General features: G+C 62.0%; 16 protein-coding genes. 13 read left to right on the forward strand and 3 right to left on the reverse strand.

Annotation, left to right across the window (positions count from 1 at the left end; all coding sequences use genetic code 11):
- Positions 1 to 606 (forward strand): hypothetical protein (locus B7L72_RS09335; RefSeq protein ID WP_081193966.1); only part of this gene is annotated, 606 nt, incomplete at its 5' end.
- Positions 590 to 1,036, forward strand: coding sequence for a ribosomal protein S18-alanine N-acetyltransferase (gene rimI, locus B7L72_RS09340; RefSeq protein WP_081138842.1), 447 nt, complete (start codon positions 590 to 592; stop codon positions 1,034 to 1,036). The genes B7L72_RS09335 and rimI, both read left to right, overlap by 17 nt.
- On the opposite strand, the gene B7L72_RS09345 is transcribed toward rimI, so the two are convergent.
- A complete protein-coding gene (locus B7L72_RS09345; RefSeq protein WP_016916017.1) occupies positions 1,033 to 1,227 on the reverse strand; it encodes a cell division protein ZapB in 195 nt (64 codons plus the stop codon). The genes rimI and B7L72_RS09345 overlap by 4 nt on opposite strands.
- Positions 1,228 to 1,332: 105 nt before the next feature.
- Positions 1,333 to 1,953, reverse strand: a complete 621-nt coding sequence (gene rsmD / locus B7L72_RS09350; protein WP_170919515.1) for a 16S rRNA (guanine(966)-N(2))-methyltransferase RsmD — start codon at positions 1,951 to 1,953, stop codon at positions 1,333 to 1,335.
- Between the two features lie 90 nt (positions 1,954 to 2,043).
- Between rsmD and ftsY the strand changes: the two genes are divergently transcribed.
- The 5 genes from ftsY (at position 2,044) to B7L72_RS18905 (ending at position 6,541) form a co-directional block, all read left to right on the forward strand.
- Positions 2,044 to 3,423 carry a signal recognition particle-docking protein FtsY gene (gene ftsY / locus B7L72_RS09355; protein WP_081194008.1) on the forward strand — a complete coding sequence of 460 codons (1,380 nt, stop codon included), beginning with the start codon at positions 2,044 to 2,046 and terminating at the stop codon, positions 3,421 to 3,423.
- Positions 3,420 to 4,088, forward strand: a complete 669-nt coding sequence (gene ftsE, locus B7L72_RS09360; protein WP_081193968.1) for a cell division ATP-binding protein FtsE — start codon at positions 3,420 to 3,422, stop codon at positions 4,086 to 4,088. Before ftsY ends, ftsE begins: the two co-directional genes overlap by 4 nt.
- Complete coding sequence (ftsX, locus tag B7L72_RS09365; RefSeq protein WP_081193970.1) at positions 4,085 to 5,143, forward strand: permease-like cell division protein FtsX; 1,059 nt, start codon at positions 4,085 to 4,087, stop codon at positions 5,141 to 5,143. The genes ftsE and ftsX overlap by 4 nt, the downstream gene beginning before the upstream one ends.
- A gap of 206 nt (positions 5,144 to 5,349) precedes the next feature.
- Positions 5,350 to 6,219 (forward strand): RNA polymerase sigma factor RpoH, encoded by an 870-nt coding sequence (rpoH, locus tag B7L72_RS09370; RefSeq protein WP_081193972.1) that lies wholly within the window; start codon positions 5,350 to 5,352, stop codon positions 6,217 to 6,219.
- 190 nt (positions 6,220 to 6,409) lie between these two features.
- Entirely contained in the window at positions 6,410 to 6,541 is a 132-nt protein-coding gene (locus B7L72_RS18905; RefSeq protein WP_254893791.1) for a hypothetical protein, read from the forward strand.
- On the opposite strand, the gene B7L72_RS09380 is transcribed toward B7L72_RS18905, so the two are convergent.
- Positions 6,526 to 7,863 carry an IS200/IS605 family accessory protein TnpB-related protein gene (locus B7L72_RS09380; protein ID WP_026001967.1) on the reverse strand — a complete coding sequence of 446 codons (1,338 nt, stop codon included), beginning with the start codon at positions 7,861 to 7,863 and terminating at the stop codon, positions 6,526 to 6,528. The genes B7L72_RS18905 and B7L72_RS09380 overlap by 16 nt on opposite strands.
- Before the next feature lie 444 nt (positions 7,864 to 8,307).
- On the opposite strand from B7L72_RS09380, the gene rpsT reads away from it, so the two are divergent.
- From rpsT to fkpB, 6 genes are all read left to right on the forward strand, one after another.
- Positions 8,308 to 8,574, forward strand: coding sequence for a 30S ribosomal protein S20 (gene rpsT / locus B7L72_RS09385; RefSeq protein ID WP_016916025.1), 267 nt, complete (start codon positions 8,308 to 8,310; stop codon positions 8,572 to 8,574).
- A 99-nt stretch (positions 8,575 to 8,673) separates the two neighbouring features.
- Positions 8,674 to 10,251 (forward strand): murein biosynthesis integral membrane protein MurJ, encoded by a 1,578-nt coding sequence (murJ, locus tag B7L72_RS09390; protein WP_081193976.1) that lies wholly within the window; start codon positions 8,674 to 8,676, stop codon positions 10,249 to 10,251.
- Positions 10,252 to 10,353: 102 nt separating this feature from the next.
- Positions 10,354 to 11,391: a bifunctional riboflavin kinase/FAD synthetase gene (gene ribF, locus B7L72_RS09395; RefSeq protein WP_026001968.1), complete on the forward strand. Its 1,038-nt coding sequence runs from the start codon at positions 10,354 to 10,356 to the stop codon at positions 11,389 to 11,391.
- Positions 11,392 to 11,399: 8 nt separating this feature from the next.
- The gene (gene ileS, locus B7L72_RS09400; RefSeq protein WP_081193978.1) at positions 11,400 to 14,231 is read left to right on the forward strand and encodes an isoleucine--tRNA ligase; all 2,832 of its coding nucleotides are present in this window, start codon (positions 11,400 to 11,402) and stop codon (positions 14,229 to 14,231) included.
- Positions 14,224 to 14,760 carry a signal peptidase II gene (gene lspA, locus B7L72_RS09405; RefSeq protein ID WP_016916030.1) on the forward strand — a complete coding sequence of 179 codons (537 nt, stop codon included), beginning with the start codon at positions 14,224 to 14,226 and terminating at the stop codon, positions 14,758 to 14,760. The genes ileS and lspA overlap by 8 nt, the downstream gene beginning before the upstream one ends.
- A 28-nt stretch (positions 14,761 to 14,788) precedes the next feature.
- Positions 14,789 to 15,232 carry an FKBP-type peptidyl-prolyl cis-trans isomerase gene (gene fkpB / locus B7L72_RS09410; RefSeq protein WP_081138848.1) on the forward strand — a complete coding sequence of 148 codons (444 nt, stop codon included), beginning with the start codon at positions 14,789 to 14,791 and terminating at the stop codon, positions 15,230 to 15,232.
- The last annotated feature ends 1 nt before the right edge of the window (position 15,233 follow it).

Consider the following 15,233-nt stretch of genomic DNA (forward strand, 5'->3'; position numbering starts at 1 on the left):
CCTGCCAGTTCCCATGCCGCCCCCCAGGCGGTGCGCGCGCTGCTGGGCGGCCAACCTGTCGAAGCGCCAGCGCCGCAAGTGCCAGACGATGCCGTATCCGAGACCCCCAAGGCAGTGGCCAAACCGCTGGAGTTCAGCCTGTCCTGCGTCTGTCTCGATGGCCGCTGGCTCAGCCTGTGCGAAGGCGACATGTCACCTCCCGAGCAGCAGCTGTTGGCCAATATGCTGCGTGCGGCAGGACTTTTGAAAGGTGAGCTGCCCACGGTGGTCACTTTCAAATGGCCGCCGATGGCCACTGCATTTACCCCAGAGGACCCGTTGGAAGAAGCCCGGGAGGGGCTGGCTGCCTTCGTCTCCGGCGCGGCCAGCCGTCAGGGCTGGGCGTTGGAAAACGTGCTCTGGTGGGGCGCGAGCGATGCCGTCGAGGCATCGGCCATGGCGCAGGTGATGGCCCTGACCGATGGGCGTAGCCGCAGCTTGTCCTTGCCGGTATGGGAGGCGCCAGGGTTGTCGGCACTGATGCAGCAGGCCGGGGCCAAACGTGCCCTGTGGCCACGGTTGGTGGCATTGGGGCAGCAGTGGAGCCTGCATGATCACTCGGCTTGATGGCCAGCACGCCGAAGGAGTGTGCTCGCTCGAAGCGCAGGCGCGCAGCGGAGCAAGTCGCGCTCAGTTGCTGGCAGCGCTGCAGGACGAACAAGCCTGGGTGGCAGGGTATTGGCAAGAGAGTGTTCTGCTGGGCTATGCGCTGCTGGTCAGGCTGCCCTTCGATGCCGAGTTGCAGGCCATTGGCGTAAGCCCGGAGGCACAGGGGCAAGGGGTAGGGAGGCAGTTGCTGGACGCCTGCGTGGCCGCGGCCACGCAGTGGTCATCCGAGCGGCTATTGCTGGAAGTGCGCGCTGGCAACCAGCGGGCCATAGCGCTTTATCGGCGGGCGGGGTTCGCACAGGATGGGTGCCGTAAAGGCTACTACCCGGCCGCTGAAGGGACGACCGGGCGAGAAGATGCGCTGCTGATGTCGCGGGCGTTGCCTTAAGAGGCGCTGCCCCCTTCGATACCGTCGAACTTGCTCAGGACACCCTGCAGGCGACGCTCCCACTCTTCGCGCTCCTGCTTCAGCTGGCTGTTTTCATTGCGAAGCTCTTCGTTTTCCAACTTCATCATCTCCAACGCCTCGACGGTGTCGGTGACTTTCTGCTCCAACTGATTGAAAAGCTCCAGGCTCATGCCTACCTCCGGTGACGATCGGCAGGCAGCGGCCTGCCGACATGGGAATGAATAACGATGTCGATGCGCCGAGCGTAACGCTGCGGCGAGTCGTCGGCAAGCGCTTTACGCAGGCCCGCGACGATAGAGTCGGGCAACGCTTTCACCCGCTCGGGTTTCTCTATGTAATTGCCAGTTGGCCGGGACTTCCGGGGTCAGCGTGTGCTCGGTTTCGAGATAGATCATGGCATCGTTGGCCAGCCAGCCACCTGCCTCCAGTTGGGCGCAGCAAGGTGCTGCCAGCCCCTGATGGAAGGGGGGGTCGAGAAACACCAGCGCCATGGGGTCGCCGGGCTGGGCGAGAAATGCCTGCGCCTCCTGGGTCACCACGTGCCCCTTGAGGGTGCCCAGAGTGGCCAGATTGTCGCCGATGAGTGACGCCACCGCCGGGGTGCGCTCGACGAAGGTCACGGCAGCCGCTCCCCTGGAGAGCGCTTCGATACCCAGCGCACCGGTGCCTGCGAACAGATCGAGGGCGCGCTGGCCGTAAAGCGCCTGGCCCAGCCAGTTGAACAGGGTTTCACGCACCCGGTCCGGCGTGGGGCGCAGCCCCGGCTGGTCGAGTACCGGCAGCAAACGGCGGCGGTAGTCACCCCCAATGATGCGCAATTTTCCCGGTGGCCGAGTCGGGCCACGGGATGCAGAAGCGCCGCGAGGCGTTGAGCGAGAGGAGCGTTGTCGTTTCATGACGCGGATTGTAGCGGGCAACTTATCCAAAGTCTTGGCCTGCGGTGGTAGGATAATCGCAATGTTCACCTATTCAGTCGGATGACCCTTATGTTCGGTTTTTTCAAACGCAAGAAAAAGCACGACTCCCAGCCGGAGCCGCAGGAAAGTCAGGATCCGTCGCTAGGCGCTGAACCCCCCGTCAGCGAGCGTGACACACCGGCTCCCGCGGCGGAAGAGGCCGCGCCAGAGGCGCCTCGCGAAGACGCGCCCGCCAGCGCCTTGGCGCTGGATGAGCCGCTATCTCCGCCAGCCACCGAGGAAGAGGCGCCGCTACCCCAGGACGAAGAGCCGGTGCACAGTGAGCTTGTGGAACATACGCTGCCAGAGCCAGAGCCAGAGCCAGAGCCAGAGCCAGAGCCAGAGCCAGAGCCAGAGCCAGAGCCAGAGCCAGAGCCAGAGCCAGAGCCAGAGCCAGAGCCAGAGCCAGAGCCAGAGCCAGTCAAGCCCGCGCTGCAAGAGAAGCCGGTGGCCGAGCAGGGCGAGAAGAAGGGCTGGTTTGCACGCATCAAATCGGGGCTGGGCAAGACCCGCGCCAACCTGACCGATGGCTTGGCCGATCTGTTTCTGGGCAAGAAGCATATCGATGACGAGCTGCTGGAAGACCTGGAAACCCAGCTGTTGATGGCCGATGTGGGCATCGAAGCCACCAGCGAGATCATCGAGCGCCTGGAAGCGCGGGTGTCCCGCAAGGAACTGAACAACCCGGAGGCGCTGTATCGCGGCTTGCAGGAAGAGCTGGCCGCGCTGCTGGGGCCGGTCTCCACGCCGCTGGATGTCCAGAGCGCCAATGGCGGGCCCTTCGTCATTCTGGTGGTGGGGGTCAATGGGGTGGGGAAAACCACCACCATCGGCAAGCTCACCCAGCGTTTTCAGCGCGAAGGCAAGAGCGTCATGCTGGCGGCGGGGGATACCTTCCGGGCGGCCGCCGTGGAGCAGTTGAAGGTCTGGGGTGAGCGCAACAGCGTCCCGGTGATTGCTCAGCACACCGGCGCGGACAGCGCATCGGTGATTTACGATGCGGTGGCGGCGGCCAAGGCCCGTGGGGTGGACGTGCTGATTGCCGACACGGCCGGGCGGCTGCATAACAAGAGCCACCTGATGGAAGAGCTCAAGAAGGTGCACCGTGTCATGCAGAAGCTGGATGATACCGCACCCCACGAGGTCATGCTGGTGCTGGATGCGGGCACGGGCCAGAACGCCATCTCCCAGGCCAGCACGTTCAATGAAGCGGTGCCGATCAGTGGCATCACGCTGACCAAGCTGGACGGTACCGCCAAGGGCGGCATCATCTTCGCGCTGGCCAAACAGCTGGAGACGCCCATCCGGTTCATTGGCGTGGGTGAAGGTCTGGACGACCTGCGCCCCTTCGATGCCCATGATTTCGTCAACGCACTGTTTGACCGCCAGGGAGATGATAGCCGCGCATGATTGCCTTCGAGCATGTGGGTAAGCGCTATGGAGGGCGCTTTGATGCGCTGGCGCACCTGAACTTCCGCGTGGCCAGAGGTGAAATGGTCTTTTTGGCCGGCCACTCGGGGGCAGGCAAAAGTTCGCTGCTGCGGCTCATCATGCGTCTTGAGACTCCTAGCCGGGGCCGGGTGGTGGTGGCGGGGCACGATATTGCCCAGCTGCACCCCAGTCAGGTGCCGTTCTACCGCCGCCAGATTGGCGTGGTGTTTCAGGACCACCAACTGCTGTTCGACCGCAGCGTGTTCCACAACGTGTCGCTGCCGCTGGAAATCCAGGGTGTCGAGCCACGAGAAGCCGCCCGGCGGGTGCGTGCCGCCCTCGACAAGGTAGGTCTCTTGCATCGCGAGAAAGCGCTGCCCATCGAACTTTCTGGTGGTGAGCAGCAGCGGGTGGGCATTGCGCGGGCAGTGGTCAACAAGCCTGCCTTGCTGCTGGCGGACGAGCCCACCGGTAACCTCGACCCACAGCTGTCGGCGGATATCATGGGGCTCTTCGAGGATTTCAATCGGATTGGCACGACCATCATGATCGCCAGCCACGACCTGGCATTGATTGCCCGGTTGCGTCACCGCATTCTGCGTTTGCAGGGTGGTCGTCTGGTGGGTGACGAGGGAGCCTTATGAAGCGTTCGACACCTCGCCACCCTGCTACGCCGCGCCAGGGCGGCGCTGCCCCGCGAGCCAAACGCGCTGCGCCCACTCCGCCCTCACCGAGCGAAGCGCCAGCACGCAAGGGGGCGCGTTCGCAGCAGACACGTTTCAGCGGTCGCCTGCGTGCCTGGGGCAGGCACCATCGTGCCATGGCCATCGACAGCCTGTACCGGCTGGTGCGCCAGCCGCTGGGCAACCTGCTGACCATGCTGGCCATTGCGATTGCGCTGGTACTCCCGGCTGCGCTCTGGCTGACGCTGGATAGCGCTCGCCTGCTGAATACCGAGCTGGATGAAAGCGCGACGCTGACGGTCTACCTCGACGTTGCCGTGGACGAAGCGCAGGCGGCGCGTATAGAAGAGGCGGTCGTGGCAGACGAAGGCGTGGCGCAGGCACGCATGATCAGCCCGGAAGAGGGCATGGCCGAATTCCAGCAGTCGCTGGGTATCGATGACACTTTGGCGGGGCTGGATGACAACCCGTTGCCCACCAGCATCGTGATTGCACCGCAAAGCGTCGACCCCGATGCCATGGCGGAGCTGGCCCATCGGCTCGAAACCCTCACTGGCGTAGACGAAGTTCGTGTCGATCTGGCCTGGGTGGAGCGGCTGCGCCATTTGGCCGAGCTGGGGCGCCGGGTGGCGCTGGCGCTGGGCGTTCTGTTCGGCTTTGGCGTCTTGCTGGTGGTGGGCAACACCATACGCCTGGCGGTAGAAAGCCGCCGCCGCGAGATCGAGGTGGTGATGCTCATGGGGGCCACCCATGCCTTTGTCAGGCGGCCATTTCTCTACAGTGGTGCCTGGTACGGCATTGGGGGAGGCGTGATTGCGCTCGGGTTGCTGGGGTTGGGAAATCACTGGCTATCGCTGCCAGTAGCGGCCCTGGCAGCCAGCTATGGCGCCAGCTTCACTTTGCCGCAGCTGGATGTGACGGGCTCTACAATTCTGCTATCTTGCAGTATACTACTGGGGTGGTTAGGAGCATGGCTGGCAGTGACCCGCCACCTTTCCAGTATCCGCCCGCGCTAGGTTCACGGCGCAGGACATCGGGTAGTCACGGTCATGTCATTTCAGGTTAATGGACCAGTGACACGCCTGAAAGAGGTGCTACCGCTGATGAACTGGCCTAGTGAACCTTGACGGTTGGCCGGGGTCTTATCAGTCAATTCCAGATGCGCTGGCCGAGCATAGCCTACGCGTCGACTATAAAAGATTTTAAGGGAGACCGTTTGCACATGAGCACTAGTCTTCTACCGGTGGGACAGCTGTCGCCAGGTAACGACCTGGGCGGCTACATTCAGGCGGTCAACGGCATTGCCGTCTTGAGCGTCGAAGAAGAGCGTGAGCTGGCGTTTCGCCTCTATGACGAAGGCGACCTGGAAGCGGCGCGTCGTCTGGTGTTGTCGCATCTGCGCTTCGTTGTCCACATCGCGCGCAGCTATTCGGGGTACGGCCTGCCCCAGGCCGACCTGATCCAGGAAGGCAACGTTGGCCTGATGAAGGCCGTCAAGCGCTTCGACCCTAACCAGGGCGTGCGCCTCGTATCCTTTGCAGTGCACTGGATCAAGGCAGAAATCCACGAGTTCGTGCTGCGCAACTGGCGTATCGTCAAGATTGCTACCACCAAGGCACAGCGCAAACTATTCTTCAATCTGCGCAGCGCCAAGAAGCGTCTGGCCTGGTTGAACAACGACGAAGTCAACGCTATCGCCAAGGACCTGGACGTCAAGCCGGAAGTCGTGCGTGACATGGAAGGCCGTTTGTCGGCATTCGACGCTGGTTACGACGCAGCGCCCGGCGATGACGACGAGAGCGCTTATCAGGCACCTGCCTACTTCCTCGATGACGCTTCGGCAGACCCGGCGACGCAGCTGGAAGATAGCGACTTCGAAGAGGATTCGACGCGCCGCCTTCAGCTGGCCTTGCAGGCACTGGATGACCGCTCTCGGGATATCCTCCAGCGCCGCTGGCTAACCGATGACAAAGCCACGTTACATGACCTGGCCGATGTTTACGGGGTGAGCGCCGAGCGTATTCGCCAGCTCGAAAAGAACGCCATGAAAAAGCTTCGTCAGAAAATGGGTGATGCTGCCATCGCTGCATGATGTGAGCTTGTTGGGTGGTGCTGCTACTTAGTGCCACCGCCTAACGCTGAAAAGCCCGAGCCCGAGAGGGATCGGGCTTTTTGCCTGATGCAGGTTGGCTTTACGGCAATGCCCGCGACTATTTCTGCGCCTTGTCTATTTTTCGCTCTGCTTTTCCTGCTAGATTCCCCTTTGGGCATACGCCTCTGCCGTGAAAGAGCACCCCGAACGTGACCTGGTCATCGATCTGGCGGCTCAGTCGGCGCAGCCGATCAATCGCTGGATCGAGGAGACCGATGTCTTTGGTCTGGTGAACACTCCCACGCATCATGCGACGCATTGATGCGGGGCTTCAGGCTCTCGCCGCCAGAGCGTTGAGAGCGTGACCGGTGTTCTCGGTTTGCCAAGGGAGCTTCTGCCCGCTGACAACTGCCCGTCCTTGCGGCGGGTCAGCTTGTGTTTCCAGGCCCAATAGCGGGCACCGATGTTGTAGCTGGCGTTGAGGTCGGCGTTGTACTGCTTGCCGTTCGGAAAGATAGCCAGTTCGTGCTGTGCCTTGTCCCGCTTGACGCGACCCGAGCCATCGAAAGCCCAGGAAGACGTGCCCCGGGCATAGACGTAGACAACCCGACCACCCGCCTCGGCCATTTTCTGCTCGATCAGCGTGGTCAGCCGGCGATGTAGCCACTGATGGAAGCGCTGGCGAAGTCCCGACCGTTTCTTGCCGGCTTTGGGGCGCCAGCCCTTCAGGTCTTCCAGCACGATCACATCGGCGCCCTGTGCCAGTGCGAAGTCGACCAGTCGACGGGAGGTCTGCTGGGCAATCTGCTCGTTGATGTGCTGGGCCTTGCGGTACCACATCCGCCCGAACCCTTTCGAGAGCCTGGCGGTCTTGCGCGCCTTGCGGCGAATCAGCGTGGCGCGCTTGTCGCGACGGTCTATGTCCGCGGCGGGGTGGAAGAATCCACGCGCTGCGACAGTGCCGTCCGGTGTCACGATGCTGGCCGTGGCCAGCGTATTGATCCCCACGTCCACGGCGCATACGCGCTGCTGGTCAGGGAGGGATTGAGGCGCCAACGCCACCGGCACCGCCAGGTGGCAGCGTCGATTGAGCACCAGGGTGGGCGACTTCACAGTGCCGAGAAGATGGCGCTGACGTACCGCCTTGATCGCCACGTTATGCCACAGCCACTCCTTGCCATCCCACAGCTTCAGGCTGGCGGTGGTGAAGTCGGCATCGAACTTGACCAACTGCCCGCGATACATCGCCGGATAGCAGCCGGCCACGGGGTTGAAACGCGGTGGCTGGGCATGTTTCCGCTGGCGATCTCCCGACTGCCAGGCCCAATAGCGGGTCAGGTAGCTCGATACCTGGCCCTTGACGAACTCGATGGCGGCTCGGCGCAGGTAGGACGGGAACTTGTAGAAACGCTTCACGAAGTAGTGGTGGCGAGGCGAGGGGTTCTTCTTGGTCGGGTGCATCAGCCGCTCCACGGCAGCGGCAAAGCTAGGGGCCTGCTGCAGCGACGGCCAGTTGGCCAGGACCACCACCGACAACGCACGGCAGAACTGGCGATACTCCGCCAGCGTCAAACGCATCAGGTGTCGCTGCTGCGTCGTGGCTTGTAGTGGCCACTTGTCCGTGCGAATCATGGTTCGAGTCATGGAAAAAGCCTAAGCCATTACCTGATATTTATCCAGTATTTGCCTTGACGTTCGCCAAGGCTCGCCGCTTAACTAGCGCATCACGCTTCGCGTCGATACGTAGGATGCGCGGCTGACTTACTCAATGAGTTAGGCATGCAAGTGGTTGCGCAAGTCCTACGAGCGGCTTGAGAAGCTGAAGTCGCAGCTTGAAACCATTGACAACGGCTAGCAAGCACGCTTGACGCGTGATAGACTACGCCATCCTCTCAGACAAGACCCGTGAACGGGCAGCGAAATGACTGCTCGTTACACTATTTGGCAGAATTGAAAGTGCTGCCAAATCAATCGGTTGTTGTGGAAAGATTCGTACGGAAATGTCGTGCCAAGGCAATTGCCAGCCGACAGACACATAGTTAATCCGTTGCCGTTGATGGGCAACCTTTATTCTCCAAGGAGATACCTGTGGCGAACAGCAAGCAAGCACGCAAGCGCGCCCGCCAGGCCGAGACTCGTCGCGTCCTGAAATCCAGCCAGCGCAGCATGGTCCGCACTTACATCAAGCGCGTGATCAAGGCGATCAACACTGGCGATCATGGCAAGGCCATGGAAGAGTTCAAGGTCATGCAGCCGGTCGTTGACCGCATTGCTGACAAGGACGTGCTTTCCAAGAAGAAAGCAGCGCGCCTGAAAAGCCGCTTGAACAAGCGCATCAAGGCTCTGGCGGCGTAAGCCGGCAGTCGCCCTAAAAAACCGGCTGCGGCCGGTTTTTTTGTGTCCAAACGTTGCCCGTGCTGCTTGAGCCCCCCTTTTCTCAGTATGGAACCAGTGATGAGTGCGAAGACACCGCCGCAAGCCAATATGTCGCCGCCGCGCCGAGGGCTGATGCGCTCTGGACTGGTGGTGAGCGCCATGACCATGATCTCGCGGGTCATGGGGCTGGTGCGGGATGTGGTGGTTGCCACCTTCCTGGGGGCGGGCAACGGGTCCGATGCCTTCTTCGTGGCGTTCAAGATTCCCAATTTCATGCGCCGACTGTTCGCCGAAGGGGCCTTCAATCAGGCCTTTGTGCCGGTGTTGTCGGAGTACTCGACCCAGCGCAGCAAGCAGGAAATTCGTGAGCTGCTCAATGCGGTGGCGGGCAGCCTGACCACCATCCTGGCGCTGATCACGGCGTTTGCCATGCTCGGTGCGCCCTGGCTGGTATGGCTGTTTGCGCCAGGCTTTGGGCGTGACCCCGACAAGCTGGCCATGACCGCCGACATGCTGCGCTTGACCTTCCCCTACCTGCTGCTGATTTCCTTGACGGCCTTTTCCGGCAGTGTTCTGAATACCTGGAACCGCTTTGCCGTTCCTGCGTTTACGCCAGTGTTGCTCAATCTTTCGTTGATCGGGGCGGCGCTGTTTTTAATGCCTCTGATGGAAGAGCCTGCCATGGCGCTGGCCTGGGGGGTGCTGATTGCCGGTGCTGCCCAGCTCGCCTTTCAGGTGCCGTTTTTGCTGCGCCTGGGGCTATTGCCAACGCCATGGCCCAACTTCGCCCATGATGGGGTCAAGCGTATTCTCAAGCTGATGGCTCCGGCGCTGTTTGGCGTATCGGTGTCGCAGATCAACCTGTTGCTGGATACGGTGTTGGCGTCGCTGCTGGTAGCCGGTAGCGTCTCCTGGCTCTACTACTCGGACCGTTTGGTGGAGCTGCCGCTGGGCGTGTTTGGGGTAGCCATTGGTACCATCATCCTGCCCGCGCTTTCCAAGCGCCACGCAGAGCAGTCCAGCGAACATTTCGCTGCCATGCTGGACTGGGCCATTCGCGTGGTGCTGTTGCTGGGCGTGCCTGCGGCGCTGGCGCTGGCGGTGCTGGCCGAGCCTTTCCTGATCACGCTGTTCCACTATGGGGCGATGACCGAGGTGGATATTCAGATGGCAGCCATGAGTCTGCGCGCCTATGCGTTTGGTCTGGTGGCCTTCATGCTGATCAAGGTGCTGGCCCCTGGCTTCTTTGCCCGCCAGGACACCAAAACCCCCGTGAAGGTCGGGATCGTCGCCATGGTCGCCAACATGCTGCTCAATTTGCTGCTGATCTGGCCGCTGGCGCACGCAGGGCTGGCGCTGGCCACGGCGCTGTCGGCGTTCCTGAACGCGGGGTTGCTGGGCTACCTGTTGTATCGTCAGGGCGTGCTGGTGTTTCAGCCTGGCTGGGGGCGGTACGCGGTGCAGCTGGGTGGGGGCAGCCTGCTGATGGGGGCGGCGCTCTATTTTGTGTCACCCCACTGGCAGGTGTGGCTGGAGTTCGACATGTGGCAGCGGATTCGCTGGGTGTCCGGACTGGTGGTGCTTGGCGGTGGACTCTACTTCCTGTGGCTGACGGCGCTGGGGCTGCGCCCACGGCATTTCAGGATGAATAGCTAGGCTGAGGCGGGGCGTTGGTCAAGATGGCCCGATGGCAATCTTGACCTGCACCAGGCCAGCACGTTCGTTATAATCAAACGCTTTCAAGACGGCAGAGGTGCCATGCACGTCATTCGAGGTCTGCACAATCTGACACCCTCTCAGCGTGGCTGCGTGGCGACCATCGGTAATTTTGATGGCGTGCATCGCGGCCATCAGGCGATCCTGCAGCAGTGCCGAGAGCACGCGGCCCGCCTGGGAGTGCCCTTGACCGTGGTGGTCTTCGAGCCGCAGCCACGGGAGTTCTTTGCGGGTGACCAGGCGCCGCCTCGTCTGACGCGGCTGCGGGAAAAAGTGCGCTTGCTGCACGACCACGGTGCGGAACAGGTGCTTTGCCTGCCGTTCAACGACGCCTTGCGCAGCCTGACCGGCCGCCAGTTCATCGACCAGGTGTTGATCCAGGGGTTGAACGTCCGCCATCTGGTGGTAGGGGATGATTTCCGTTTTGGCTGTGATCGCCAGGGCGATTTCGAGCTGCTGGAAGCCGTGGGCAGTCACCATGGGTTTGGCGTCGAAAATACCCACACCTTCACGGTGGCAGGGGAGCGTGTATCGAGCACCCGGGTGCGTACCTTGCTGGCCAGCGGCAATTTCGAGGTGGCGGCGCGCCTGCTGGGCAGGGCCTATTCGCTGCATGGCCGCGTGGTGCGCGATCAGCAGTTGGGGCGCACCATCGGTGTGCCCACGGCCAATTTGCCGCTACTGCCCCAGCCGCTGACGCTGCGCGGCGTGTTTGCCGTGGTGGCCGAGCTGCCGAACGGTGCTCGCCTGCCCGCCGTGGCCAACGTCGGTTTTCGGCCCACCGTGGGGGCCAAACGGCCCACCCTCGAAGTGCATCTGCTGGACTTTTCCGGCGACCTGTATGGTCAGCGGCTGACGGTTTACCCTTGCGCACGGTTGCGCGGGGAAGTGAAGTTCGACGATTTCGACGCGCTGAAGGCGCAGATTCAACACGACCAGGCCAGGGCGCGCCGCTATTTTGCGGCGGCTGAGGCTGGCGTAGCACGTACTCTTCCGCTGGCCTCGGCCCCGCTTGGGCGTGAGACCGCTTCTTCTGATTTCACTTCGGCGGATAACGACGCCGATGCTAACGACGGCTGACCGGAACTATGGATTACAAGCACACGCTAAACCTGCCAGAAACCGACTTTCCCATGCGCGGCATGCTGCCGAAGCAGGAGCCAGGGCGCGTTTCCCAGTGGCAGGACATGAACCTGTACCAGCGCCTGCGCGAAGCCCGTGCGGGGGCACCGCTGTTCGTCCTGCACGATGGCCCTCCCTATGCCAACGGCAGCATCCATATCGGTCACGCCGTCAACAAGATTCTCAAGGACATCATCGTCAAGTCCAAGAACCTGGCGGGCTTCGATGCACCCTACGTGCCGGGTTGGGACTGCCACGGCCTGCCTATCGAGCACAAGGTCGAGACCACCCATGGCAAGCACCTTCCGGCCGATAAAGCCCGTGAGCTGTGCCGTGAGTACGCCGGTGCCCAGATCGAAACCCAGCTGGTGGATTTCGTGCGCCTGGGGATCATCGGTGATTGGGATCACCCCTACCGCTCCATGGATTACGCCAACGAGGCGGGCGAGATCCGCGCCCTGGCCGATATGGTCGAAGCGGGCTACGTCTTCAAAGGGCTTAAACCGGTCAACTGGTGCTTCGACTGTGGCTCGGCGCTGGCCGAGGCGGAAGTCGAGTACGCTGATAAAAAATCTGACGCCATCGACGTGGCCTTCCCCGTGGAAGATGCCGACAAGCTGGCAGCGGCGTTCGGTCTGAGCGAGCTGGCCAAGCCTGCGGCGGTGGTGATCTGGACCACCACGCCCTGGACCATTCCCGCCAACCAGGCGCTGAACGTTCACCCCGACTTCACCTACGCGCTGGTGGATACCGGCGAGCGGTTGCTGCTGCTGGCCGAAGAGCTGGTCGAGAGCTGCCTGGAGCGTTTTGGTTTACAAGGTGAGGTGGTAGCGACGACTCAGGGCAACAACCTGGATCTGATCAATTTCCGCCACCCGTTCTACGACCGCCTCTCGCCGGTTTATCTGGCGGATTACGTGGAGTCTGAAGTCGGCAGCACCGGTATCGTTCACTCCGCCCCTTCTTACGGTATGGATGACTTTGTTACCTGCCGTGAGCACGGCATGAGCTTTGACGACATGCTGAACCCCGTGCAGGGCAACGGCGTTTATGCCGATGACCTGCCGTTCTTTGGCGGCCAGATGATCTGGAAAGCCAACCCGAACATCATCGAGAAGCTGCGTGACGTAAACGCGCTGATGGCACATACGCCGATCACGCACAGCTATATGCACTGCTGGCGCCACAAGACGCCGGTCATCTATCGTGCCACGGCCCAGTGGTTCGTCGGCATGGATATCAAAGGCAAGGATGGCAAGACCCTGCGCGAACGGGCGCTGGCCGGTATCGAAGCCACCGAGTTCACCCCTGCCTGGGGGCAGGCGCGCCTGCACAGCATGATTGCCAACCGCCCGGATTGGTGTATCTCCCGTCAGCGTAACTGGGGCGTGCCGATCCCCTTCTTCCTGCACAGGCAGACCGGTGAGCTGCACCCGAACACCGTGTCGCTGATGGAAGAGGCCGCCAAGCGCGTGGAGCAAGAGGGCATCGAAGCGTGGTTCAAGCTGGAACCCTCCGAGCTGCTGGGCGCGGAAGCCGCCGACTACGAAAAAGTCACCGACACGCTGGACGTGTGGTTCGACTCGGGCACCACCCACCGCCACGTGCTGCGCGGCTCGCACCCCCATGGCCATGAGAGTGGCCCCCGGGCAGACCTTTACCTGGAAGGCTCGGACCAGCACCGGGGCTGGTTCCACTCCTCGCTGCTGACCGGCGCGGCCATTGATGGGCATGCGCCTTACCGGCAGCTGCTGACCCACGGCTTCACCGTCGATGCCCAGGGGCGCAAGATGTCCAAGTCCATCGGTAACGTGGTGGCCCCGCAAAGCGTGATGGACAAGCTGGGGGCGGACATTCTGCGCTTGTGGGTCGCCTCGACGGACTACTCCGGCGAGATGGCCGTCTCCGACGAAATTCTCAAGCGTACGGCCGACGTCTATCGCCGTATTCGCAACACGGCCCGCTTCCTGTTGTCCAACCTGAGCGGTTTTGACCCTGCTCGGGATCAGGTGGCGTTCGGCGATATGCTGGCGCTGGACCAGTGGGTAGTGGACCGTGCGGCTCAGCTGCAGGGCCGTATCGAAAAAGCGTATGAAGAGTACCGCTTCCTGGATGTCTACCAGCAGGTGCACGGTTTCTGCGCCCGGGAGCTGGGTGGTTTCTACCTGGATGTCATCAAGGACCGCCAGTACACCACGCAAACCGACTCGCTGGCCCGTCGCAGTGCGCAAACTGCGCTGTATCACGTGGTGGAAGCGTTGAGCCGCTGGGTGGCCCCGATTCTATCGTTCACCGCCGAAGAGATTTTCGAGCATATCCCCGGCCAGCGTGGCGACAGCGTGCTGCTGGAGACTTATTACACAGGCCTCTCCACGCTGGACGAGGGTGCCGAGATGGGCCGGGCGTTCTGGGAGCAGGTGCTGGAAGTGAAGCACTCGGTGAACAAGTGCCTGGAAGATGCCCGTAACGCCAAAGTGATCAAGGGCAGCCTGGCGGCAGAAGTCACGCTTTACGTGAACGACGAACTGCACACGGCGCTGGCCAAGCTGGGCGACGAGCTGCGCTTTGTGATGCTCACCAGTGAAGTGCATCTGGCACCGCTGGCCGATGCGGCCGGTGCCGAAAGTACCGAGCTTGAGGGGTTGAAGGTAGCCGTCAACGCTAGTGAGCATGCCAAGTGCGAGCGCTGCTGGCACCACCGCGCCGATGTGGGCAGTTTTGCCGCCCATCCGGACCTGTGTGGCCGCTGTGTGAGCAACTTGCCCGAAGGCAGTGGAGAGATTCGTTACTATGCCTAACACCGTGAGCGGCACGGAAGCCTCGACCCACCAGCGTCCGCCCATGCGGCGGCCGCTGCGCTGGCTATGGCTGGCGGTGGCGGTGATCGTGCTGGATTTGCTGACCAAATACGCCGCCAGCCATTTTTTGAGTTATGCACAGCCGGTTGAAGTACTGCCGTTTTTCAACCTGACCCTGCTGCACAATACCGGCGCGGCCTTCAGCTTCCTGGCTGACCATCCGGGCTGGCAGCGCTGGTTTTTTGCCACGGTGGCCATTGGCGCCAGCATAGGGCTGACCGTGTGGCTCTCCAGGGTGCGGGCAGACGAAAAGCTGCTGGCCATCGCGCTGCCGTTGATCATCGGTGGCGCGCTGGGCAACCTGTATGATCGGCTCATTCACGGCTATGTCGTGGACTTTCTCTCATTCCACGTGGCGGGCTGGTACTACCCGGCTTTCAACGTGGCCGATATTGGTATTACGCTGGGTGCCGTGGGGCTTATCTGGGAGTCGTTCATGGGCGATCGACGCCGTAAAAAAATGGCCTGAACGCCCCCGCACCTACCTGTGAGGAACTATGGACTACCTAATTGACGATGGCATGGAAATTACCCTCCACTTCACGTTGAAGCTGGAGGACGGCACGGTGGTGGATTCCACCAAAGAGAAAGCGGCTGCCACGTTTCAATATGGCGATGGCAACTTGCCGCCGGGTTTCGAGCACCCCATCAAGGGCATGGCTGCTGGCCAGAGCGGGTCATTCCAGATTACCCCGGAGCATGCCTTCGGTCAGCATAATCCGCAGAATATCCAGACCTTGAAGCGAGCCGATTTTGGTGACGACGAGCCCGAAGTGGGTATGGTCATGTCGTTTGCCGACAAGGCGGGAACGGAACTGCCGGGCGTGGTCAAAACAGTAGAAGGTGACCGCGTGGAGGTCGATTTCAACCACCCGCTGGCAGGGCGCACGCTGACGTTCGAGGTCGAAGTGCTCAACGTCACGCCGATCACCAAACACTAAT

The sequence above is a fragment of the Halomonas sp. BC1 genome (assembly GCF_002078135.1).
GTDB classification, from domain to species: Bacteria; Pseudomonadota; Gammaproteobacteria; order Pseudomonadales; family Halomonadaceae; genus Vreelandella; species Vreelandella stevensii.

What these genes read in the sequence shown, in the direction of transcription:
- rimI (WP_081138842.1), top strand. Translation starts at nt 590, where the DNA reads ATGATCACTCGGCTTGATGGCCAGCACGCCGAAGGAGTGTGCTCGCTC.
- B7L72_RS09345 (WP_016916017.1), bottom strand. Translation starts at nt 1,227, where the DNA reads ATGAGCCTGGAGCTTTTCAATCAGTTGGAGCAGAAAGTCACCGACACC.
- rsmD (WP_170919515.1), bottom strand. Translation starts at nt 1,953, where the DNA reads ATGAAACGACAACGCTCCTCTCGCTCAACGCCTCGCGGCGCTTCTGCA.
- ftsY (WP_081194008.1), top strand. Translation starts at nt 2,044, where the DNA reads ATGTTCGGTTTTTTCAAACGCAAGAAAAAGCACGACTCCCAGCCGGAG.
- ftsE (WP_081193968.1), top strand. Translation starts at nt 3,420, where the DNA reads ATGATTGCCTTCGAGCATGTGGGTAAGCGCTATGGAGGGCGCTTTGAT.
- ftsX (WP_081193970.1), top strand. Translation starts at nt 4,085, where the DNA reads ATGAAGCGTTCGACACCTCGCCACCCTGCTACGCCGCGCCAGGGCGGC.
- rpoH (WP_081193972.1), top strand. Translation starts at nt 5,350, where the DNA reads ATGAGCACTAGTCTTCTACCGGTGGGACAGCTGTCGCCAGGTAACGAC.
- B7L72_RS09380 (WP_026001967.1), bottom strand. Translation starts at nt 7,863, where the DNA reads ATGACTCGAACCATGATTCGCACGGACAAGTGGCCACTACAAGCCACG.
- murJ (WP_081193976.1), top strand. Translation starts at nt 8,674, where the DNA reads ATGAGTGCGAAGACACCGCCGCAAGCCAATATGTCGCCGCCGCGCCGA.
- ribF (WP_026001968.1), top strand. Translation starts at nt 10,354, where the DNA reads ATGCACGTCATTCGAGGTCTGCACAATCTGACACCCTCTCAGCGTGGC.
- ileS (WP_081193978.1), top strand. Translation starts at nt 11,400, where the DNA reads ATGGATTACAAGCACACGCTAAACCTGCCAGAAACCGACTTTCCCATG.
- lspA (WP_016916030.1), top strand. Translation starts at nt 14,224, where the DNA reads ATGCCTAACACCGTGAGCGGCACGGAAGCCTCGACCCACCAGCGTCCG.
- fkpB (WP_081138848.1), top strand. Translation starts at nt 14,789, where the DNA reads ATGGACTACCTAATTGACGATGGCATGGAAATTACCCTCCACTTCACG.